The organism is Pseudomonas sp. N40(2020), from assembly GCF_014472415.1.
Taxonomy (GTDB): domain Bacteria; phylum Pseudomonadota; class Gammaproteobacteria; order Pseudomonadales; family Pseudomonadaceae; genus Aquipseudomonas.
In genome coordinates this window covers 41,084-63,240 of record NZ_JACSZV010000027.1, presented here as the reverse complement: position 1 = coordinate 63,240, position 22,157 = coordinate 41,084, and the positions used below count along the sequence as shown (strand labels likewise).

Sequence of the window (22,157 nt, the reverse complement as noted above, 5' to 3'; positions counted from 1 at the left end):
CGCACCCGAAGGTGCCCTGCGCACAGCTACCATCAAGCGCAGGAATCGAAATCCCTGACTGACAGATGCTTGTGCACCAAGCGTGAAACCACGGGCTACTAAACCCGATCACTGGAAATCAGTGACGCGAATCAAGTTACCGATGGCCCTCCAGGCGCACAAGCCGGCGGATTCTGGCGTACCCGTAGGCAACGACGCAAGCTGTTGTAGGCATCCGGAAGTAACCGCCGACCGATCTAAACAACGCCGTTTAAATGCGGGGATTATTTGTCGTGATCGATATCGAGTTTGCTAAACGTCACCTGCCCACCCTCACTCGTGTACCCCGTATTGTCCTGCACATAAACCCCGGCCTTGAAATACAACGGCTTGTTGCGCCACGTCGCGCTGATCTGCGAATCCCACTGATAACCCGCCGCACTTACGCCCAGTGCGCCGCCGGGGCTTAAGTGGATGAGGTAGTTGAATTCGCGATCGAGTTTGACCCCGGTGGCGAGGGTGATGACGCGGCTTTCGTCGTCATCGGGATGCATGCGCACTTTGATCACCAGGTTGCCGGTTTCGGTTTTGGTCTTGTACTGGTATTCGAGTTTGAGCATCGGCTTCTGGCTTTCATAGGCGTGGATCTGGCCGATGACGATTTTGCCGGAGCTCGGCACTTTGTTGACCGTGAGGGTCGCGCGCAGCAGGTTGTCGGCGTCGGGGTAGTACCAGTTGCGCAGGGTGCCGTTGCTGTAGGTTTCGCGCAGTTCGGTGCGGGGGTAGATGGCGTTTTCGGTTTTTGACCCGGTCACCGGTGACCAGAAGAACAGGGTGCCGGTATCGGAATGGAAGTACTGATCCTTGAAGCCTTTCACCAGTTTGGAGGTTTCGACGGTGTATGGCGGGCTGCCAACGGGAACGCTGAGGTTCCAGGTTGCGAGATCGATCATGTCGGTTCTTCCACTCAATTTTCGCTGCACGCGCATGCCAGAAGCTCTAGCCCGCGCGTTTTGGGGCGGCCTTTATAAGCGTAGAGGGATTTTTTGTTAACCGCCGTCCGGCGGACGATTGACGTCAACATCCTGTCGAAATGCCATCTATCCCGGTTTTAGCGGGCTACAGGACTGACCGTTAGTCGGCTAAACCTGCCATTGGTTAAATGATGGCCTGATGACAGCTACTGCTTTTGTCGATCCGCGACTAGAGTGATGGCTCAGTATGTGTACGGTTTTAACCGGAAAACCGCCTGTGGTCCCGATAAGAGAAGCAGCATGGAATGCGCGCAACCCCAGCCAGGTGAAGGCAACTCTGTCCTTTTGATCGTTGATGATTACCCTCAAAACCTGATCAGCATGCGCGCGTTGCTGCAGCGTCAGGATTGGCACGTGCTGACCGCCGCCTCCGGTTTCGAGGCGCTGAATATCCTCCTCGAACACGACGTCGATCTGGTGCTGCTGGACGTGCAGATGCCGGGCATGGACGGCTTTGAAGTCGCGCGACTGATGCGCGGCAGTCAGCGTACGCGGCTTACGCCGATCATCTTCCTCACCGCTAACGAACAGTCCCAGGACGCCGTGATCAAGGGCTACGCCAGTGGCGCGGTGGATTACCTGTTCAAACCGTTCGATCCGCAGATTCTCAAGCCCAAAGTGCAAGCGTTGCTTGAGCATCAGCGCAATCGCCGGGCTTTGCAGCGCCTGAGCCGGGATCTGGAATCCGCCCGGGCCTTCAATGCTTCGGTGCTGGATAACGCCGCCGAGGGCATTCTGGTTTTGGGCGAGGACGGCTTGATCCGCTTTGCTAATCCGGCGATCTCACGGTTGCTCAATGCGCCGGTGAAGGAGTTGGACGGTAAGGAGTTTCTCGATTATCTGCAGAAACCGCACATTCCCGTGTGGGCCGATTCCGAATTCCGTACAAGCTATCAGCGCGGCGAAACCCTGCGGCTGCACGATGCTCTGCTGCGCACCGCGCCGGGTCAGCAGGTGCCGGTGGCGCTGTCCTGTGCGCCGTTACCTTCCGAACAACAGGCGATGGTGGTGACGGTGCTGGACATGTCGGTGGTGCGCCATCTGCATCAGCAACTGGAATTTCAGGCCGTCACCGATCCGCTGACCGGTTTACTCAACCGTCGCGGTTTTTACCAGACCGTGGAAAATCTGCTATTGCGCGGTGAGCGCAGCGACAGCAGTTGGGTGCTGCTTTATCTGGATCTGGACGGCTTCAAACGGGTCAACGATTCCCTCGGCCATGATGCAGGCGACCGCGTGCTGCGCTGGGTGTCCGAGCAGTTGAAGGCGTGTCTGCGGCCGTTCGATATTCTGGCGCGCATGGGCGGTGATGAATTTACCGCGCTGCTGGATCTGGAGTTTCCCGAGCAGGCGGCGAAGATTGCCGAGAAACTCATCGAAAGAGTGTCGATCTGTCAGCAAATCGAAGGGCTGGATATCGCGCTGGGCGCCAGTATCGGTATCGCGACATACCCTGATTGCGGATCGAACCTCGACGGTCTGCTGCGCGCCTCTGACATTGCCATGTACGAAGCCAAGCGTGCCGGGCGTCAGCAATATCGCTTTTACGATCATGAAATGAACGGCCGGGCGCGTTCGCGTCTGATGCTGGAAGAGAGCGTGCGCGCCGCCATCGAAAACCGTGATTTCAACCTGGTCTATCAACCGCAGGTGGCCATCGACAGCGGCCAGATTCGTGGCTTTGAGGCGTTGTTGCGCTGGCAGCACCCGAGCGTGGGTGATGTGCCGCCGGGTCTGTTTTTGCCGTTGCTGGAAGAGGCGCGGCTGATCAGTCGTCTCGGCAGCTGGATTTATCATCGCGGCGCCGGCCAGCGCAAAGCCTGGGAAACCTTGTTTGCCGAAGATCTGGTGCTCGGCGTGAGTTTGAGCAACACCCAGTTCAGCCTGCCGAATCTGGTCACCGAGTTGCGCCAGGTCATGGAACGGCACGCTTTGCAGCCACGGCAACTGGAGGTCGAGGTCACCGAAGAAGCCTTGATGCAAAATCCGGACGAAACCCGTAAACAGTTGCGCTTGCTGCGCAATCTCGGGGTGCGGGTGGCGCTGGATGACTTCGGCTCCGGGCCTTGTTCACTGGCGCATCTGCGCGATCTGGAACTGGACACGCTCAAGCTCGACCGGCACCTCATCGCCCGATTGCCTGATTCGTCGCGGGACGCTTCACTGGTGAGCACAGTCATCAGTCTGTGCAAGCAGTACGGTTTGCTGGTGATTGCCGAGGGTGTCGAGACCATCGAGCAATACCAATGGCTGCAAGCTCACGGCTGCGAATATGTGCAAGGCTTCCTCGTCGCGCGTCCATTGATCGCCGAGGATGCTGCCAGCTTCGCCGAGCCGTTTGACTGGAGCGCGTTGCCCGGTTGAATTCGCTACACTGGCACACCTTTTTCGAACCGTGTCGCCCGTCCATGACTGTGTTGAAGTATCTCCAGGCCTATCCCGCGCAATTGCAGGATCAGGTGCGCCAGCTGATCGCCGACGGGCGTCTGGGTGAATACCTGGATCAACGTTACTCGGGGCGGCATGACGTGCAGAGCGACAAGGCGTTGTACAGCTACGCGCTGGATCTGAAGCAGGAATACCTGCGTAATGCTCCGGCCATCGACAAAGTGCTGTTCGACAACCGCCTCGACCTGACCCACCGCGCCCTTGGTCTGCACACCACGGTTTCACGCGTGCAGGGCGGCAAGCTCAAGGCCAAGAAAGAGATTCGTATCGCCTCGCTGTTCAAGGACGCCGCGCCGGACTTTCTGAAAATGATCGTGGTGCATGAGCTGGCGCACTTCAAAGAGTCGGATCACAACAAGGCGTTTTATAAATTGTGTGAGCACATGCTGCCGGGGTATCACCAGGTCGAGTTTGATCTGCGGGTGTATCTGACGTGGCGGGACATGCAATAACAACAGTCGCAACCAGGAAGGTGTGGATGGACGTAAGCAAGACCAAAAGCAGTTTCTATCGCCGCTTGTATGTGGCGTATCTGATCGACAGCGGCCTGGCTCCGAGTGTGCCGACGCTGACCGAAGTCACCGGCATGCCCCGGCGCACGGCGCAGGACACGATTGCCGCGTTGGCGGATCTGGATATCGTCTGCGAGTTCGAACAGGAAGAGGGCGCTCGCAACCATGCCGGGCGTTATCGGATTCGCGAGTGGGGGGCGATTGATCGGGGGTGGATCGAGCGTAATTTGCGGCAGATCAAGGCAGTGCTGGAATATACCTGAGTCCTGAGTCCTGAGTCCTGAGTTGACTGAGCTGACGCCATCGCGAGCAGGCTCGCTCCCACAGGAAAATGCATTCCAAATGTGGGAGCGAGCCTGCTCGCGAAAAGGCCCTTAAGCGCGCCGCATCCCGATATGTGGAATGTCATCCTCCAGATATTCCTCACCCGCCACCACAAACCCGTACTTGCCGTAATACCCCTGCAGATGCGCCTGCGCCGACAGATAGATTGGCACCTGCGGCCAGTGTTTCTCGGCCTGTTTCAGCGCCTGCTCCATCATCTCGTGCCCCAGCCCTTTGCCCCGTCCTTGTGGCGCGGTGATCACGCGGCCGATCACCACGTCGCCGCCCTGGGACTCCGGGTCCAGCAGGCGCAGATACGCCATCAACTGGTCATCCTCCCAACCCATCAGGTGGTAGGTATCGCCGTCCAGGTCCTGGCCGTCGAGGTCCGGATAGGCGCATTTCTGTTCGACCACGAACACTTCCGAGCGCAGCTTCAAAAGGGCGTAGAGCTGTTCTTTGCCCAAGTCGCTGTGATGTTTGCAGACCCATTCGATTGTCATTTTCCGATTCCTTGAACGTGTCGCCCGATACTAAGCGCAGGCGCGAAAGATGTCTGTATGGCGTAAGAGTCTGTGACAAAGGTCAAAATGCCATCATTCCTTTCTCGCACCGGTGACTTCTTTGTGTAATCTGCTGGGGAACGCTGTGCACTGGCTGCAATGAGCTAATGTTAGGGCCTGGGTTTTGCCGGTACGGGGCCTTGGGGTTTTGACTGGAAACACGCCGGGCGTGCCGCCCGCTAAGGATTTTCAAGCATGCCGCGACTGCATCGAGCTTTTGCTTTGATCGGATTGCTCTTGCTGGCCCAAGCCGCTGCAGCCGAAAAGCTGCGGCTGGTGTTTGATATCTGGCCGCCCTTTACTGACGACACGCTGGTCAACGGCGGTCTGGCCACCGACATTGTCAGCACCGCGCTGGCTCGGGCCGGTTATGCCAGCGATTATGAGCAAGTGCCATGGGCGCGGGCGCTGCTGGGTGTCGGTGAGGGACGCTACGATGTGCTGGTCAACGCCTGGTACAACGATGAGCGCACGAAATTCGGGCAATTTTCCGGTGAGTATCTGGTTAATCGCATCCGCTTCCTCAAGCGCAAAGACACGCCCCTCGAATACAGCAACTTGCAGCAACTGCACACTTATCCGATTGCCGTGGTACGCGGTTATGCCTACTCGCCGCCGTTCGATGCCGACACCGCGTTGCAGAAAGTCCCTGTGCATAACTTTGCGATGGCGGTGCGTATGCTCGCGGCGGATCGGGTCAAGCTGACGCTGGAAGATGAATATGTCGCGCGGCATTACCTGGCACGGGAATCACCGAAAGTGCGCAGTGCCGTGGAGTTTTTGCCCAAGCCGTTGAGCGAGAACAGCCTGCATATCTTGGTGAGCCTGAAGAATCCGCAGCATGAGCAGATTGTCGCGGGGTTTGATAAGGCGATTGAGGCGATGAAGGCGGATGGCAGTTATGACAAATTGCTGAGGCAGCATGGGATGTGAGGCCAGTCCGGCCACCTCAAACCTCGGCAGTGTCTTTGATAAGGTGCGCCGCCAGCGTGCGCAACGGCCCAAGCTGCCGGCAGATCAGCGCCAGTTGCGTCTGTACCAACCGCTGCCCCTCATCAATCTCATCCGGCATCTGCTCCAGCTCATTGGCCAGCGCTTCTTCTTCATCACTCTGAATCGCCACTGGCTGCTTGCTCGCCAGCCCTTGGGCGATTTCATCGATGCTCGCCGCCAGTTTCACGCCGGCACCGTCAATCAAATGTTCGCGCACATCGGCCGGCAACTGAGTCTCGCGATGCGCGCCCAGCCCTGACAGATAACTGAGCAAGGTGTGCGACAGCACCAGAAAGCGGAAACCGACATCCGCTTCCTTCCGGAAATGCCCCGGTTCCATCAGCATGTTCGCCAGCGTCGTCGACAGCGCCGCATCGGCGTTGTGCGCGTTGCGCCGGGCCAGGCGATAAGCGAGGTCGTCGCTCTTGCCGGCGGCGTATTGCTGCATGATCTGGCGCAGGTAGATGCTGTTGCAGGTCAGGGTGTTGGCCAGCACTTTGTTCAGGCGTCGACCCTGCCAGTCCGGCAGGAACAGGAACACCGTCAGGCCGGCGATCAGGCTGCCGAGCAGGGTATCGAACAGCCGTGGCAGGAACAGTCCGTAACCATCGCCGACCTGATTGAAGCAGAACAACACCATGATGGTGATCGCTGCCGTCGCCAGGGTGTAGCGGGTGGTGCGGTTGGTAAAGAACACCACCCCGGCAGCGATGGCGAAGCACGACTGCACCAACGGGCTCGGGAACAGATCGAACAGTGCCCATGCCACGGTCAGGCCGATGGCCGTACCGAGAATCCGCTGACCGAGTTTGCGTCGCGTGGCGCCGTAGTTCGGCTGGCAGACGAACAGCGTGGTGAGGATGATCCAGTAGCCTTGCGACGGGTGAATCAAATGCACCATGCCGTAGCCGATGCTCAATGCCAGCGGCAAACGCAGGGCGTGGCGGAACAGCAGCGAAGTCGGCGTCAGTTGTGTGCGCAGGCGAATCCACACGTCTTTCAGATTGCGTGGCGAGCGGTCGAGCAGGCTGCTGTCGGTGGCGTCGGCCAAGGCGTCGGGGTTGCTGGCGTCGCTGAGCAGACGGTCGAGGGTGCCGAGGTTGGCCGCCAGTGCGCGCAGTGACCGCAGCAGGCCGCGCCAGGCCGGATTGCTCTGGATGCGCAGGTGTTCGAGGGAGGCGTCGAGGTCGCTCAGGGCTTCGGCGAAACTGGCGTCGTAGACGAACGGCTGGCGCATCTGGATCGATTCGGCCAGCGCCCGGCAGGCCTTGCCTTGCTGGCGCAGCAGGCGCTGGCAGCGGAACAGCACGTCGCTGTGGAAGAACGCTTCGGCCAGCGCGTTGTACGGATAGTGCGAAGAGCTGGCGCGTTCGTGAATGTCCTGGGCGAGGAAGTACAGCTTCAGGTAACGGCTGACTTTCGAGCCGGGGCGACCGTTGCCGACCCGGTGCAGGATGATTTCCTTGGCGCTGTTCAGTGCAGCGACCACGCGGCCATTTTGCTGGGCCAGTTCCAGGCGCCGGGCTTCGACGTCCATCTGCCGGACCGGCTCGAACAGCGAGGATTTCAGCTTCAGGTAGAACCCGAGTTCACGGAATAACCGCGCCAGACTCTGCTGCACCGGCTGATTGGAAAACATCGCCTGCCACAGCACCGAGAGCAAGCCGTACCAAGCGGCGCCCGCCACCAGCAGCATCGGTTCATGCCAGAAATCGATCACCGCGCCACCGCGCTGATCGACGCCGATCATCGTGTACACGGAGAGAATCAAGGTCGCCGACGCGATCGCACCATAACGCTCACCGAGCGCACCGAGCATGGTCAGGCCGAAACTGGCCAGTGCCAGAGCGACGGCAAACACGATGGGGTAGGGGAAAAGTAATTCCACCGAAAGCGCGGCGATGCTGAAACACACCAGCGTCACGGCGAGTGCGTTGAGGCGGCCCTGCCAACTGTCGTCGGTCTCGGCCAGGGCGCTGGCGATAATCCCCAGGAACAACGGGATCAGCAGCCCCATTTCATCCTGATACCAACACAGCGCCATGCTGCCGGTCAGGGCGATGAACACCCGCACGCTATAGCTGAATTTATCCAGCGCCCACAGGCGCCGCAAAGACTGACGAAACGAGGTCGAGGACATGAAGTGCGAAGGCCTTCCGAGGCGATGCCGCTAAATTGAGCCAGTAATGACGCCGACGCAATGGCGCCGATCACATCTGACAGCAAAAAGTGTTCCTTTGAGATCTTGTGCCGGATTAAATCTTGAATGGGGCACATAACCCTGTGGGAGCTGGCTTGCCAGCGATGGCTGCCTGACAGTCAACAATGATGTTGAATCTGCCGGCCTCATCGCTGGCAAGCCAGCTCCCACAGGTTTTTGTATTTAGCTTTGAATTAAACGTATTGCGCAGCAGCGTAACCCGAGGCCCAGGCCCACTGGAAGTTGAAGCCACCCAGATGGCCGGTGACGTCGAGCACCTCGCCGATGAAGTACAGGCCAGGGCTTTTCAGCGATTCCATGGTCTTGGAGGAGACTTCGCGAGTATCGACACCACCCAGCGTAACTTCGGCGGTGCGATAACCTTCGGTGCCGGCCGGAACGACTTTCCAGCTCCCCAGCTTGTCGGCGATTTCCGCCAGCTCGGCATGGGTGTATTGCTTCATCGGTTTGGAGACGAACCAGTTGTCCGCCAGCAGATTGGCCATCTTCTTGGTGAAGATTTCACCGAGCAGGGTTTTCAGTTCGCTGTTCGGGCGTTCGGCGACTTGCTGTTGCAGCCATGTAGCCGCGTCGTGATCCGGCAGCAGATTGATCTCCACCGTGTCGCCGGATTCCCAGAACGAAGAGATCTGCAGAATCGCCGGACCGCTGAGCCCGCGATGGGTGAACAGGATGTTCTCGCGAAAACTCTGGTCGTTGCAGCTCACCAGACAATCCACGGAAGTGCCGGACAGCTCCGTGCACAAGTCCTTGAGCTGATCGGTGATGGTGAACGGCACCAGGCCGGCGCGGGTCGGCAGCAGTTCGTGGCCGAACTGTTTGGCCACCTGATAACCGAAACCGGTGGCGCCTAGCGTGGGGATCGACAGACCGCCGGTGGCGATTACCAGCGACTGGCACTGGATCTGGCCGAGAGTGGTGTCGAGCAGGTAACCGCTCTCGATTTTTTCGATGGTCTGGATCGAGGTATCGAGGTGCAACTCGACGCCGACCTGATCGCACTCGTCCAGCAGCATGCCGAGGATGTCGCTGGACTTGTTATCGCAAAACAACTGGCCGAGTTTTTTCTCGTGATACGGCACGGCGTGCTTGCCGACCATGCCGATGAAATCCCACTGGGTGTAGCGCGCCAGTGCGGATTTGCAGAAGTGCGGGTTTTGCGAAAGGAAATTGCTTGGTTCGGTGTACATGTTGGTGAAATTGCAGCGACCACCGCCCGACATCAGGATTTTCTTGCCGGCCTTGTTCGCATGGTCGAGCAGCAGTACCTGACGGCCACGCCCGGCGGCGGTCAGTGCACACATCAATCCAGCGGCGCCAGCGCCAATGATCACGACTTCGGTAGAGCGCAAAACGGTGTCCTCACACAATGATCGTTCCCACGCTCTGCGTGGGAATGCCGCCATGGACGCTCTGCGCCCGCTGTTGAATCGTGACGCGGAGCGTCACAGGATGCGTTCCCACGCAGAGCGTGGGAACGACCGGGTCAGAGGATACGCACGCGCAACGAACGGCCCTTGATCTTGCCGTCGTTCAAACGCTGCAAGGCTTGCATGGCCACGGTGCGTTCAACGGCCACGTAGGCCTGGAAGTCGAAGATCGCGATCTTGCCGACCTGAGCGCCGGGAATGCCGGCGTCGCCAGTCAGAGCACCGAGGATGTCGCCCGGACGCACTTTGTCTTTACGGCCAGCGCCGATGCACAGGGTGGTCATCGGCGGCTGCAACGGGGCGAGGCCCTGGGACTTGAGGTTGTCGACCTGATCCCAGTTCAGCGGGGATTTCTGCAGTTGCTCGATGGCCTGCGCGCGGTGCGCTTCGCCCGGTGCAACGAGGCTGATCGCAATGCCTTTCTCGCCGGCACGACCGGTACGGCCAACGCGGTGAATGTGGATTTCCGAGTCGCGGGCCAGTTCGACGTTGATCACCATGTCCAGTGCATCGATGTCCAGACCACGGGCGGCAACGTCGGTGGCGACCAGCACTGAAGTGCTGCGGTTGGCGAACATTGCCAGCACCTGATCGCGGTCACGCTGTTCCAGATCGCCGTGCAAGCCGACGGCGGAAATGCCCTTGGCGGTCAGGTGGTCGACGGTTTCCTGCACCTGCTGCTTGGTGAAACAGAACGCCACGCAGGAAGCCGGACGGAAGTGGTGCAGGACTTTGGTCACCACGCTCATACGGTCTTCCGGGGAAATCTCGTAGAAGCGCTGCTCAATCTGGGTGTCATCGTGGAACGCTTCGGCCTTGACCGTTTGCGGATCACGCATGAATTTCGAGGCCAGTTGCTTGATGCCCACAGGATACGTCGCGGAGAACAGCAGGGTCTGACGACGCTCTGGGGTTTTGACGATGATGTCTTCGATAGCGTCGTAGAAACCCATGTCGAGCATGCGGTCGGCTTCGTCGAGGATCAGCGTGTTCAGGCCATCAAGTACCAGCGAACCCTTGCGCAGATGCTGCTGAATGCGTCCCGGGGTGCCGACGATGATGTGTGCGCCGTGTTCCAGCGAAGCGATCTGCGGGCCGAACGACACGCCGCCGCACAGGGTCAGGACTTTGATGTTGTCTTCGGCACGGGCCAGACGACGGACTTCCTTGGCGACCTGGTCGGCCAGCTCACGGGTCGGGCAGATCACCAGCGCCTGGCAACCGAAGTAGCGCGGGTTGATCGGGTTGAGCAGGCCGATGCCGAATGCAGCGGTTTTGCCGCTACCGGTTTTGGCCTGGGCGATCAGGTCCATCCCCTTGAGGATCACCGGCAAGCTCTGCGCCTGGATCGGCGTCATTTGGGCATAACCGAGGGATTCGAGGTTAGCCAGCATGGCGGCGGACAGCGGCAGAGTATTAAAAGCGGTGGCGATGGTGGTCACGGGACTGGCCTGCAAAACAAAATGTCGCGCAGTGTAGCAGCCCCGTGCCACTTTTCTCGAAAGTTCTGGACGAACAGTGATTAATGTTCGATGTGTTCTTCCGGACGTTTGGCGCGCCGGCCATCTTCTTTCGACAGTTGCGAGAAGATCGTCGCGGCGAGCATCGCCATGATTCCGACCGTCACAAAGGTCAACTGGAAGGCACCCAGCACGGTTTCCACGCCATCGTTGCCGATCTCCGCCGTAAAACCGCCGAGCAATGCACCGGCGCACGCCACACCGAGACTCAACGACAACTGCGCGACCACCGACAGCAGACTGTTGCCGCTACTGGCGCTGGCGTCATCGAGGTCGATCAGGGTCACGGTGTTCATCGCGGTGAATTGCAGCGAGTTGATCGCGCCGAGCACCGCCAGCAGGCACAAGAGCAACCAGTACGGCGTCTGCTCGCTGACCAGGCCCATGCTCGCCAGCATGATCCCCAGCGCCAGCGTGTTGCCGGTGAGAACGATGCGATAACCGAGGCGTTCAATCAGCGGCCGCGCCACCCACTTGGCGACCATCGCCGCAGCGGCCAGCGGCAGCATGCTCATCCCGGCTTGCGACGGTGAATAACCCAGCGCCACTTGCAGCAGCAACGGCACCAGAAACGGCAGGGCGCCGCTGCCCAGACGGGCGAACAGGTTGCCGAGAATGCCGACGGCAAAGGTGCGGGTCTTGAACAGCGATGGCGCGAACAATGGATTTTCGATATGCCCGGCGCGCAGCCAGTACGCCGCGAGACACGCCATGCCGCCGAACAGCAGCAACATCACCCGCAAGTGCGGCAGGTGCAGTTCGCCGAGGCCTTCCATGGCGATGGTGATGAGGATCATCGCCGCACCAAACAGCAGGAAGCCGAGACTGTCGAAACGCGTGCGCTCAGTGCCGCGCAGATCGGGAATGAATTTCCATACCGCGTAACAACCGATGACGCCGACCGGCAGGTTGATCAGGAAGATCCAGTGCCACGTCAGGTACTCCACCATCCAGCCGCCCATGGTCGGGCCGATCAGTGGGCCGAGCAGGCCGGGAATGGTGATGAAGCCCATGATCCGCACCAGTTCGGATCGCGGATAGGCACGCAGCACCACCAGTCGCCCGACCGGCAGCATCAGCGCACCGCCAAGGCCCTGAATCACCCGGGCCCCTACCAGCATGCTCAAGCTGCTCGACAGCGCGCAGAGCAGCGAGCCGAGGCTGAACAGCAGGATCGCGCCGAAGAAGATTTTCTTGGTGCCGAAGCGGTCGGCGATCCAGCCGGAAGCGGGAATCAGCAACGCCACGGTGAGCATGTAGGCGATGATCACGCCTTGCATGCGTAACGGGTCTTCGGCCAGATCCCGGGCCATGGCCGGCAGGGCGGTGTTGAGGATGGTCCCGTCGAGGGACTGCATGAAGAACGCGATGGCGACGACCCACGGCAACCAGCGTGCGGTGATGGCGTCGAGAGGCGGGCGGTTGGGCATGGAACCTCTTGTGGTCTGTTTGATGATCGTTCCCACGCTCTGCGTGGGAATGCCGCAACGGACGCTCTGCGTCCGCTTTGGCGGGGACGCGGAGCGTCCCGGGCTGCATTCCCACGCGTAGCGTGGGAACGATCGCCGTCAGAGGGTCAAGGTCAATCGGCTCACCAGCGCGCCCGGCAATAGCGCCGACGAAGTATTGCGCTGGCTATACGTGCTCGCCGACAGCAACATCTCGCGCTCGGCGGTCAGCGCTTCCAGCTGCGAACCGAGCAGGTTGTAAGCGCTGTCATCAAAACGCATGGTGCTGACCGGCGCCTGAATCTCGCCGTTCTCGACCCAGAAGGTTGCGAAGCGAGTCATGCCGGTGAGGCGCGCCGCCGGTTGATCCGAGAAGTTCAGGTACCACAAATTGCTGATGTACAGCCCGGTGCCCAATTGCTTGAGTATCTCCGCTTGCGACAGATCACCGGCCGCCATGTTCAACGCACTCGGTGCTTCACCGCCGCTGGCGCCGTTGGCGGTCAAGCCGTATTCGGCGGCACTGCGCGACCCGACCAGTTGCTCGCCGGCCTTGCCTTCGATGATCAGCCGCAGATCGCTGCGCGGATAACCCTCCCCGGAAAACGCCGGGCTCAGTGAACCGCTGACTTTCTCATCCAGCGACACCAGTGGGCTGAATGTCTGATCGCCGGCATACAGCTTTTGCAGCGGGCTGCTTTTGCTGGCAATCGACTGTGCCGAGAAACCACCCCAGCACAACATGCCCATGATTTCTTCCAGTGCAGCGGGTGCCAGGTAAGCGCGGTACTGCCCCGGTGCCAGTGTGCGCAGCGGGCGACCGAGAAACTCAAGCTGCTCGCGGGCCTGCTGGAAACGCTTGGCGAAGCCTTCGCTGCTCCATTCGTGCCCGGCGTAGCTCGCCTTCACCGCTTCGCCATTTTCATGGAACAGGCTGAAGTCGAAATTGAAGCTGTTGGCCTGATGCCAGCCAAATGCACCCGCAGAGCTGGCGAAGCCACGGCTGATCGGGCCGGCCGCATAGAAACCGACCAGATCCAGACCTTCAGCAGCAGCGCAGATTTCTGCCACGACCTGCTCGGTGTCAGGCAGCGGATGTTCCTGGATGTTCTTGCTCTGCCAGCCGTTGTGGTTGAGCAACAGATACGGATCCTGCGGCAGCAGCGGCAGGGTTTCGCGCAGTTGATGCAGGCCTTCGGCAAGGCGTTGCAGGTCGGCTTCCTGATCACCGGACAGGGTGATGTGCAGGTCGGCGTGGCGGCCGTCGTTGATCAGTTTCAGGCCAACCTCGGCTTGCTGCACTTGCCCGGCCTGCCGCACCTTGGCGTGGTTGAAACGCACGAATGCCGAGGATTCGGCGGCGTAGCTGAGGGTGAACTGCTCGGGCTCGCGCACGCTGTCGCGCAGCCAATTGACCATGACCTTGAAGGCGTCGGACTGACTCTTCGAAATACTCATCAGGCGTCTCCCCCAAATACATCAACGTTGCTGAATACGCAGGCCGGTGAAGCGTGGCCGACGCGGATTACCTGGTTCGGTTCGCCTTTGCCGCAGTTTGGCGTGCCCAGCACCTTGACGGTGTTGGCATCGCCGACAGCGCGCAGGCTCTTCCAGAAGTGCGCGGAAATCGCCCGGTAGTTGGGGTTTTTCACCACGCCTTTGAGTTCGCCGTTTTCGATCAACTGACCCCATTCGCAGCCGAACTGGAATTTGTTGCGCGCATCGTCAATCGACCACGATCGGTTGGTGCTCATCAAAATGCCGTGCTCGATGCCCTTGATCATCTGCTCAAGTGGCTGGTCGCCCGGCTCGATGTTGAGGTTGGCCATGCGGTCGATCGGCGGGCGGTTCCAGCCGCAGGCGCGGCTGTTGGCGACGCCGTCGAGCCCTGCACGGAACTGCGACAGTGCACCGCCCAGTGGCCGGAGTAACAGGCCTTCGCGAATCAGGAATTGTTTGCTGGCCTTGGTGCCGTCGTCGTCATGGCCGTAGCTGGCGAGTTCTTCGGGAATACCCGGATCGAACGTCACGTTGAGCAGCTTCGAGCCGTATTGCAGGCTGCCGAAGTCGCTGGCTTTGACGAAACTGGTGCCTGCGTAATTACGTTCATCGCCGAGGATGCGGTCGAGTTCCAGCGGGTGGCCGATGGACTCGTGGATCTGCAGCATCATCTGGTCGGGCATCAGCAGCAGGTCGCGCGGGCCTTGCGGGGTGTTCGGTGCGAGCAGCAGTTGCAAGGCCTGATCGGCGACTTGCGGGCCGGCGCCGATCAGGCCGCAGCGGCTGATCACATCCGCGCCGCCCTGCTGGCCGAAGTTCTCACGGCCGAGGCTGCGGGTCTGGCTGTCGTTGCCGTCGTAGGCGGTGACGTCGAGGCCCGGGTAGACGAAGCGCTGGGCCTGGCGCAGTTCGGCGCCGGCGCTGCTCAGGTAGATCTGCTCGACGTGGGTGATGCCGATGCTCACTTCCCAATTCACCAGGCGCTCATCCTTTGGCACCGAGGCGGATTCGGCGCCGAGCAGCTCAAAGCATTCGCTCAGGGACGGGAAGGGTTGGTCAAGATTGGGTGAAAAGTAATCGGCGCGGTCGCTCGAAACCGGCTGATCGCGCAGGTCGAGCAAGGCGTGGGGCTTGAGCGCCCGGGCCTGCTGTTCGGCGCGCTCGAGGGCGGCTTGCAGGCCTTGTTGCGAGAGGTCGTTGGTGGCCGCGTAGGCCTCGACACCGTTGACCCGCACCGTGAGCATCGCCCCTTCGTCGCGGCTCAGGCTCGGCGGTTCGGCAACGTTCTTGCGCACCGACAGGTACTGGCCGGACTCGCGTACATACCGCAGGGAAAAGAATTCAGCGCCCGTGCGCAAGGCAGCGAAGCGCTGCTTGAGCTGGGGGTGGAAATCGAACATTCGGGAACCTCCTTGTTATGGAGTAGCGGGGCATTGCGATTCGGCGGGGAGGGGTGAAGCGGTCGCGCGAGGTCTAGAGTAGGCCTGCGTGGGGGTAGGATCAAGTGAAGAGGGGGTGTAGGAGGATTTACTTGAAGCAGAGGGATTTGTGCTGAATGTGAGGGCCCCTTCGCGAGCAGGCTCGCTCCCACATTTGAAATGCATTCCAATGTGGGAGCGAGCCTGCTCGCGAAGGCCGCGCCTCGGTATTACGTCTTACTGAGCAACAGGCGTGATATCACGCATCGGTTTGCCCTTCACTGGCGCATCGCCCGCAACGTAGTAAGCAGCGGTGCTACGCGGCAGCGGCTGGCGGCCACGGATCTTGTCGGCGATTTTCTCCGCCATCATGATCGTCGGCGCGTTCAGGTTGCCGGTGGTGATGATCGGCATGATCGACGCATCGACCACACGCAGGCCTTGCATGCCGTGCACACGACCTTCGCCATCGACCACAGCCATCTCGTCGGTGCCCATCTTGCACGAGCAGGACGGGTGAAACGCGGTTTCGGCGTGCTCACGAATGAACTTGTCCAGCTGTTCATCAGTTTGCACGTCGATGCCCGGGCTGATTTCGCGGCCACGGAAGGCGTCCAGTGCAGGCTGTTGCATGATTTCACGGGTCAGGCGGATGCCGTCGCGGAATTCCTGCCAGTCCTGCTCGGTGGCCATGTAGTTGAACAGGATGCTCGGATGCTGACGCGGATCCTTGGATTTGACCTGGATGCGACCACGGCTTGGCGAACGCATGGAACCCATGTGCGCCTGGAAGCCGTGCTCTTTCACCCCGTTGCTGCCGTTGTAGTTAATCGCCACCGGCAGGAAGTGGTACTGGATGTTCGGCCATTCGAATTCCGGACGCGAACGGATGAAACCGCCGGCCTCGAACTGGTTGCTGGCGCCGATGCCGGTGCCGTTGAACAGCCATTCGGCACCGATGGCTGGCTGGTTGTACCAGAGCAGCGACGGGTACAGCGAAACCGGTTGGGTGCAAGCGTATTGCAGGTACAGCTCAAGGTGATCCTGCAGGTTTTCACCGACGCCCGGCAGATCGTGGACGACCGGAATGTCGAGGCTTTCCAGCAGTTTCGCCGGGCCTACGCCGGAACGCTGCAGAACCTGCGGCGAAGCGATGGCGCCGGAGCACAGCAACACTTCTTTGCGCGCTTTGACTTCAACGCGCTCTTCAGCGTCGCCGACCAGGTAGCGCACGCCGACCGCACGCTTGCCTTCGAACAGGATCTTGTCGGTCAGGGCGTGGGTGACGATGGTCAGAGTCGAACGCTTTTTAGCGGTGTCGAGGTAACCACGGGCGGTGGAAGCACGACGGCCATTCGGCGTCACGGTGCGGTCCATCGGGCCGAAACCTTCCTGCTGGTAACCGTTCAGGTCTTCGGTGCGCGGGTAGCCGGCTTGTACGCCAGCTTCAACCATGGCGTGGAACAGCGGGTTGTTACCCGCCTTCGGCGTGGTCACGCTGACCGGGCCTTCGCCACCGTGGTAGTCGTTCGGGCCGATGTCGCGGGTTTCGGCTTTGCGGAAGTACGGCAGGCAGTCGAGGTACGACCAGTTTTCCAAGCCTGGCAGTTTCGCCCAACCGTCGTAGTCCATCGCGTTGCCGCGGATGTAGCACATGCCGTTGATCAGCGAGGAACCGCCGAGGCCTTTGCCGCGACCGCATTCCATCCGGCGACCATCCATGTGTGGCTCTGGATCGGTTTCGTAGGCCCAGTTGTAGCGACGGCCTTGCAGCGGGAACGCCAGGGCAGCCGGCATTTGCGTGCGGAAGTCTAAACGGTAGTCCGGGCCGCCTGCTTCGAGCAGCAGAACGGTGACGCCTTCGTCTTCAGTCAGACGGGTCGCCAGGGTGTTACCGGCCGAGCCGGCACCGATGATGATGTAATCGAATTCTTGGGACATTGAATGCACCCTCTTTGAAGTTGGTCAGGTCGGGCCTCGGCGAGTGCTGCGCACTCGAATCGCGAGCAGGCTCGCCCCCACATTGGAATGGGGTTTCCTGTGGGAGCGGGCTTGCCCGCGAAGAGGCCCTCGCAGGCAATACAGGGCTCGGGTCTTAGAACACCGAGACGTAATCGCCCAGCTCGACCTGTACCGATTTGATGCGAGTGAAGTTGTTCAGCGAGCTGATGCCGTTCTCACGACCAACGCCCGACTGCTTGTAACCGCCCACCGGCATTTTTGCGTCGGACTCGCCCCAGGCGTTGATCCAGCAGATGCCGGCTTCCAGTTGATGAATCACGCGGTGAGCGCGGTTCAGGTCTTTGGTGACGATACCGGCGGCCAGGCCGAAGTCGGTGTCGTTGGCGCGGCGGATCACTTCTTCTTCGGTTTCGTAGGAGAGGATCGCCATGACCGGGCCAAAGATTTCTTCACGGACGATGGTCATGTCGTCGGTGCAATCGGTGAACACGGTCGGAGCAACGAATGCGCCTTTGGCGAACTCGCCGTCGGTCAGACGCTCGCCGCCACACAGGACGCGGGCACCTTCTTCTTTACCCTTGGCGATGTAACCCAGCACGCTTTCCATGTGCGGGAAGCTGACCAGTGGGCCGAAGTTGGTGTTTTCGTCTTCCGGGTTGCCGACGCGGATGCGTGCAACGCGCTCAACGATCTTGGCTTCGAAAGCAGCTTTCAGGTGGCTAGGCACGAATACGCGAGTGCCGTTGGTGCAGACCTGACCGGAGCTGTAGAAGTTGGCCATCATCGCGGTGTCGGCAGCGCGATCGAGGTCGGCGTCGTCGAAGATGATCAGCGGGGATTTGCCGCCCAGTTCCATGGTCACGTCTTTGAGCGACGAAGCCGAAGCGCTGGCCATTACTTTCTTGCCGGTGTCGGTGCCGCCAGTGAACGAGATCTTCTCGATGCGCGGGTGCTCGGTCAGCCAGGTGCCGACTTCACGGCCGCTGCCGGTCAGAACGTTGAACACGCCATTCGGTACGCCGGCTTCGGTGTAGATCTCGGCCAGTTTCAGGGTGGTCAGCGAGGTGACTTCGCTTGGCTTGAAGATCATCGCGTTACCGGCCGCCAGGGCTGGAGCGGATTTCCACAGCGCGATCTGGATCGGGTAGTTCCACGCGCCGATACCGGCAACCACGCCCAACGGCTCGCGACGGGTGTAGACGAAAGCGGTGTCACGCAGCGGGATCTGCTCGCCTTCGATGGCGGGTACCAGGCCTGCGTAGTATTCCAGCACGTCAGCGCCGGTGACGATGTCGACGTACTTGGTTTCGGAGAAGGCTTTACCGGTGTCCAGAGTTTCCAGAGCAGCCAGTTCATCGTTGCGCTCGCGCAGGATGTCGACGGCGCGACGCAGGATGCGCGAACGCTCCATGGCGGTCATCGCGGCCCAGATTTTCTGGCCCTTTTCGGCGCTGACTACAGCACGCTCGACGTCTTCCTTGGTCGCACGTTGCACTTTGGCGAGGACTTCACCGTTCGCCGGGTTGATGGCTTCGAAGGTGGCATCGCTGCCAGCGTCGGAGTACGCGCCATCGATGTAGAGTTTTTGCAGTTCGAAACGGGCCATAGTGTCCTCGCAAGTGCATTAGTGGTTGGCGTTGACCATCGCGATGACGCTGCGGTGGCGGTTCAGGGGCCGAGCGTTTTCTCTGTGCTCTAGCTCACCTGCTTGGCCAATTGGAAATCCATGTATTCGTAAGCGATCTGTTGCGCCTGCGCCGTGTCGAAAGCGTCTCCCGACAGTGCACCGCGCAACCACAAACCGTCGATGAGGGCTGCGAGACCTCGGGCGGCGCTGCGCGCATCTTCGAGCGGCAACACACGGCGGAACTCGCAGCACAGGTTGGAATACAGACGGTGATCGTTGATCCGCTGCAACCTGTGCAAAGACGACTGGTGCATGCTGGTGGCCCAGAAGGCCAGCCAGGTTTTCATTGCCGGGCCATTGACCTGGCTGGCGTCGAAGTTGCCTTCGATGATCACCTGCAGATGCGCCCGTGGGCTGCTGTCTGCCAGCGCCTGACGGCGCGCGGTGACGTTCTCGCTAAGGACATTCATCAGATACCGCATCGTGGCGGCAATCAGGCCGTTCTTGTCCTGAAAGTAATGACTGATGATGCCATTCGAGACACCGGCCAAACGGGCGATCAGCGCAATGCTGGCGTCCCCCATTCCGACCTGATCGACCGCTTGCAACGTGGCTTCGATCAGTTGTTGGCGGCGGATGGGTTGCATACCGACCTTGGGCATCTTGCACATCTCCTTAGGCCTTCCGACGGGCGAATAACGCTTATCGGATTGAGGGCCAGTCTATTTTGTTTTGATTGAACGTTCAATCAACAAAGAATAAGATCTGCGACAAATCGTCGCTGCCTACAGATTTTTTCTGCTTGTAAATGGCGATAAACCGACATCCGAAAATGCTTGAAACCTGCGTGGGGCATGGCGCGGTTCGCTGTTCGATGGACGTGTTGAATGGGCAAGACGCTCAGGGCCAGGTTTCGGATGAACGTCCGCACTGCTTTGGCCACGAAAGCGATTCGCAGCGCCATTTCGGCAGGTTCGGGCTTTTTTCGGGGTGTCTTTATATCACCCGCCGGTCGGCTGCCAACTAACCGATTGGTCGGGTTCCGTGTTGCCTTGTGTTCTTCTCTCGCACTGCCTGGAGCATTTGTGCCATGAGTTCTGCCTCGCTTATAAAGACCCCGCCCGAGAAGGTGACGGTCAACGGTTGGGTGTTTTACACCTCTACCGCGCTGATTCTGTTGTTGACCGCCATTCTGATCATCGCCCCGCAAGAGGCCGGCAGATTGTTGGGTATCGCTCAGGCCTGGTTGTCGCGCAGCTTCGGCTGGTACTACATGGTGGTGATCGCCGCTTACCTGGTGTTTGTGGTGGGCCTGGCGTTTTCCTCCTACGGCAAACTCAAACTGGGCAGCAAGGACGACACCCCGGATTTCAGTTACGGCGCCTGGGCGGGGATGCTGTTCTCGTCGGGTATCGGTATTTCGCTGCTGTACTTCGGCGCATCCGAGCCACTGGATCACTACTTCAATCCGCCGGAAGGCGCATCGGCCACGAACATGGCTGCGCGTCAGGCGGTGCAGCTGACTTTCCTGCACTGGGGCCTGCACGGCTGGGCGATCTACGCACTGGTCGGTCTGGCTGTTGCTTACTTTGCCTATCGTCATAACCAGCCGCTGGCCCTGCGTTCGGCGCTGTATCCGCTGGTTGGTGAGCGTTGGGTCAAAGGCGCGGCCGGTCACGCTGTAGACGGCTTCGGCATGTTCGTGACCCTGCTGGGTCTGGTGACCAACCTGGGGATCGGCTCGCTGCAAGTGTCCTCGGGCCTGGAAAACCTCTTCGGCATGGAACACAGCAACACCAATTTGCTGATCGTGATCATCGTGATGAGCACCGTAGCGACCATCGCTGCCGTGTCCGGTGTGGAAAACGGCATCCGTCGTCTGTCCAACCTGAACATCGTGCTGTTCAGCGGTCTGCTGATTTTCGTTCTGCTGTTTGGCCCGACGCTGCACCTGCTCAACGGCTTCGTACAGAACATCGGCGATTACCTCAACGGCATCGTCCTGAAAACGTTCGACCTTTATGTGTACGAAGGCAATGGCGAGAAATCCGAGCGCTGGATGGGCCTGTGGACTCTGTTCTACTGGGCGTGGTGGATTTCCTGGGCACCATTCGTAGGCATGTTCATCGCGCGGATTTCCCGTGGTCGTACCGTGCGTGAACTGGTGGCCGGCGTACTGCTCATTCCGCTGGGCTTCACTCTGGCGTGGCTGTCGATCTTCGGTAACTCGGCACTGGATCTGGTGATGAACCAGGGGGCGGTTGAGCTTGGCAAGACGGCGCTGGAACAGCCGTCGATGGCGATCTACCAGTTGCTTGAGCACTACCCGGCGTCGAAAATCGTCATCGGTGTGTCGATCTTCGTGGGTTTCGTGCTGTTCCTGACACCGGCTGACTCTGGCGCGGTGATGATGGCCAACCTCTCTTGCAAGGGCGGCAACGTCGACGAAGATGCGCCGCACTGGCTGCGGATCTTCTGGTCGGCGGTGATCACCCTGGTGACCATCGGTCTGCTGTTCGCCGGTAACTTCGAAGCCATGCAAACCATGGTGGTGCTGGCCGGTCTGCCGTTCTCGGTGGTGTTGGTGTTCTTCATGTTTGGCCTGCACAAGGCGATGCGTCAGGACGTGCAGATCGAACAGGAGCAAGCGCAACTGGCTGAGCGCGGTCGTCGCGGTTTCAGCGAGCGTCTGACGCAACTGGATCTGCAACCGAGCCAATCGGTGGTGCAGCGTTTCATGGACAAACAGGTCAGCCCGGCGCTGGAAGATGCGGCTGCGCAAATGCGTGCGCAGGGTCTGGAAGTGCAAACGTTGTTGGGTAAATCCAAACGTTGCATGGGCGTGCGCATCGAGATGGAAGAGGGCAACCCTTTCGTATACGAAGTGAGCCTGGATGGCTATCTGGCGACCCCGACTGAATCTATCGAGTCTGAAGAGGCGCGTCAGCGTTTCTATCGCGCCGAGGTGTATCTGCACAACGGCAGTCAGGATTACGACCTGATGGGCTTCACGCAGGATCAAATCACGCGGGATGTGCTCGATCAGTTTGAAAGCCATCGGCAACTCCTTGGCCGGGTGTACAGCTAAACAGCTAAATCAAAAGGGGCTCTATTGAGCCCCTTTTGCATGATCGTTCCCACGCTCCGCGTGGGAATGCATCAATGGACGCTCCGCGTC

16 protein-coding genes are annotated in these 22,157 nt (G+C 60.1%); 5 read left to right on the top strand and 11 right to left on the bottom strand.

Annotation, left to right across the window (positions count from 1 at the left end):
- Positions 1-263: 263 nt before the first annotated feature.
- Positions 264-932, bottom strand: a complete 669-nt coding sequence (locus tag IAI51_RS17915; RefSeq protein ID WP_187679692.1) for a polysaccharide lyase family 7 protein — start codon at positions 930-932, stop codon at positions 264-266.
- A gap of 321 nt (positions 933-1,253) precedes the next feature.
- On the opposite strand from IAI51_RS17915, the gene IAI51_RS17910 reads away from it, so the two are divergent.
- The 3 genes from IAI51_RS17910 to IAI51_RS17900 are packed head-to-tail and all read left to right on the top strand — an operon-like array spanning position 1,254 to position 4,236.
- Entirely contained in the window at positions 1,254-3,377 is a 2,124-nt protein-coding gene (locus IAI51_RS17910) for a putative bifunctional diguanylate cyclase/phosphodiesterase (protein ID WP_187679691.1), read from the top strand.
- A 44-nt stretch (positions 3,378-3,421) separates the two neighbouring features.
- On the top strand, positions 3,422-3,913 hold the full coding sequence (locus tag IAI51_RS17905; RefSeq protein WP_123532475.1) for a M48 family metallopeptidase: 492 nt from the start codon (positions 3,422-3,424) through the stop codon (positions 3,911-3,913).
- 26 nt (positions 3,914-3,939) lie between these two features.
- Positions 3,940-4,236: a helix-turn-helix domain-containing protein gene (locus tag IAI51_RS17900; RefSeq protein ID WP_187679690.1), complete on the top strand. Its 297-nt coding sequence runs from the start codon at positions 3,940-3,942 to the stop codon at positions 4,234-4,236.
- 111 nt (positions 4,237-4,347) lie between these two features.
- Here IAI51_RS17900 and IAI51_RS17895 read toward each other — a convergent pair whose 3' ends face one another.
- The gene (locus IAI51_RS17895) at positions 4,348-4,800 is read right to left on the bottom strand and encodes a GNAT family N-acetyltransferase (protein WP_187679689.1); all 453 of its coding nucleotides are present in this window, start codon (positions 4,798-4,800) and stop codon (positions 4,348-4,350) included.
- Positions 4,801-5,055: 255 nt separating this feature from the next.
- Here IAI51_RS17895 and IAI51_RS17890 point away from each other — a divergent pair, with 255 nt between their 5' ends.
- On the top strand, positions 5,056-5,793 hold the full coding sequence (locus tag IAI51_RS17890; protein WP_187679688.1) for a substrate-binding periplasmic protein: 738 nt from the start codon (positions 5,056-5,058) through the stop codon (positions 5,791-5,793).
- 16 nt (positions 5,794-5,809) lie between these two features.
- Here IAI51_RS17890 and yccS read toward each other — a convergent pair whose 3' ends face one another.
- From yccS to betI, 9 genes are all read right to left on the bottom strand, one after another.
- Entirely contained in the window at positions 5,810-7,993 is a 2,184-nt protein-coding gene (gene yccS, locus IAI51_RS17885; protein WP_187679687.1) for a YccS family putative transporter, read from the bottom strand.
- A gap of 254 nt (positions 7,994-8,247) precedes the next feature.
- Positions 8,248-9,426 (bottom strand): NAD(P)/FAD-dependent oxidoreductase, encoded by a 1,179-nt coding sequence (locus tag IAI51_RS17880; RefSeq protein WP_187679686.1) that lies wholly within the window; start codon positions 9,424-9,426, stop codon positions 8,248-8,250.
- Between the two features lie 134 nt (positions 9,427-9,560).
- Positions 9,561-10,946 (bottom strand): ATP-dependent RNA helicase DbpA, encoded by a 1,386-nt coding sequence (gene dbpA, locus IAI51_RS17875; protein ID WP_187679685.1) that lies wholly within the window; start codon positions 10,944-10,946, stop codon positions 9,561-9,563.
- A gap of 80 nt (positions 10,947-11,026) precedes the next feature.
- Entirely contained in the window at positions 11,027-12,454 is a 1,428-nt protein-coding gene (gene mdtD, locus IAI51_RS17870) for a multidrug transporter subunit MdtD (protein WP_187679684.1), read from the bottom strand.
- A 138-nt stretch (positions 12,455-12,592) separates the two neighbouring features.
- A complete protein-coding gene (locus IAI51_RS17865) occupies positions 12,593-13,930 on the bottom strand; it encodes a TldD/PmbA family protein (protein WP_187679683.1) in 1,338 nt (445 codons plus the stop codon).
- Entirely contained in the window at positions 13,930-15,372 is a 1,443-nt protein-coding gene (locus IAI51_RS17860; protein WP_187679682.1) for a TldD/PmbA family protein, read from the bottom strand. The genes IAI51_RS17865 and IAI51_RS17860 overlap by 1 nt, the downstream gene beginning before the upstream one ends.
- Before the next feature lie 255 nt (positions 15,373-15,627).
- The gene (gene betA / locus IAI51_RS17855) at positions 15,628-17,331 is read right to left on the bottom strand and encodes a choline dehydrogenase (protein ID WP_187679681.1); all 1,704 of its coding nucleotides are present in this window, start codon (positions 17,329-17,331) and stop codon (positions 15,628-15,630) included.
- A 154-nt stretch (positions 17,332-17,485) separates the two neighbouring features.
- Positions 17,486-18,958, bottom strand: a complete 1,473-nt coding sequence (betB, locus tag IAI51_RS17850) for a betaine-aldehyde dehydrogenase (protein ID WP_187679680.1) — start codon at positions 18,956-18,958, stop codon at positions 17,486-17,488.
- Positions 18,959-19,047: 89 nt separating this feature from the next.
- Positions 19,048-19,641, bottom strand: a complete 594-nt coding sequence (gene betI / locus IAI51_RS17845) for a transcriptional regulator BetI (RefSeq protein WP_187679679.1) — start codon at positions 19,639-19,641, stop codon at positions 19,048-19,050.
- A gap of 428 nt (positions 19,642-20,069) precedes the next feature.
- Between betI and betT the strand changes: the two genes are divergently transcribed.
- A complete protein-coding gene (gene betT / locus IAI51_RS17840; protein ID WP_187679678.1) occupies positions 20,070-22,067 on the top strand; it encodes a choline BCCT transporter BetT in 1,998 nt (665 codons plus the stop codon).
- Positions 22,068-22,157 lie beyond the last annotated feature (90 nt).

Bases quoted from the DNA above. Each gene is read 5' to 3' on its own strand.
- IAI51_RS17915 (WP_187679692.1), bottom strand. From the start codon at position 932: ATGATCGATCTCGCAACCTGGAACCTCAGCGTTCCCGTTGGCAGCCCG.
- IAI51_RS17910 (WP_187679691.1), top strand. From the start codon at position 1,254: ATGGAATGCGCGCAACCCCAGCCAGGTGAAGGCAACTCTGTCCTTTTG.
- IAI51_RS17905 (WP_123532475.1), top strand. From the start codon at position 3,422: ATGACTGTGTTGAAGTATCTCCAGGCCTATCCCGCGCAATTGCAGGAT.
- IAI51_RS17900 (WP_187679690.1), top strand. From the start codon at position 3,940: ATGGACGTAAGCAAGACCAAAAGCAGTTTCTATCGCCGCTTGTATGTG.
- IAI51_RS17895 (WP_187679689.1), bottom strand. From the start codon at position 4,800: ATGACAATCGAATGGGTCTGCAAACATCACAGCGACTTGGGCAAAGAA.
- IAI51_RS17890 (WP_187679688.1), top strand. From the start codon at position 5,056: ATGCCGCGACTGCATCGAGCTTTTGCTTTGATCGGATTGCTCTTGCTG.
- yccS (WP_187679687.1), bottom strand. From the start codon at position 7,993: ATGTCCTCGACCTCGTTTCGTCAGTCTTTGCGGCGCCTGTGGGCGCTG.
- mdtD (WP_187679684.1), bottom strand. From the start codon at position 12,454: ATGCCCAACCGCCCGCCTCTCGACGCCATCACCGCACGCTGGTTGCCG.
- IAI51_RS17865 (WP_187679683.1), bottom strand. From the start codon at position 13,930: ATGAGTATTTCGAAGAGTCAGTCCGACGCCTTCAAGGTCATGGTCAAT.
- IAI51_RS17860 (WP_187679682.1), bottom strand. From the start codon at position 15,372: ATGTTCGATTTCCACCCCCAGCTCAAGCAGCGCTTCGCTGCCTTGCGC.
- betA (WP_187679681.1), bottom strand. From the start codon at position 17,331: ATGTCCCAAGAATTCGATTACATCATCATCGGTGCCGGCTCGGCCGGT.
- betB (WP_187679680.1), bottom strand. From the start codon at position 18,958: ATGGCCCGTTTCGAACTGCAAAAACTCTACATCGATGGCGCGTACTCC.
- betI (WP_187679679.1), bottom strand. From the start codon at position 19,641: ATGCCCAAGGTCGGTATGCAACCCATCCGCCGCCAACAACTGATCGAA.
- betT (WP_187679678.1), top strand. From the start codon at position 20,070: ATGAGTTCTGCCTCGCTTATAAAGACCCCGCCCGAGAAGGTGACGGTC.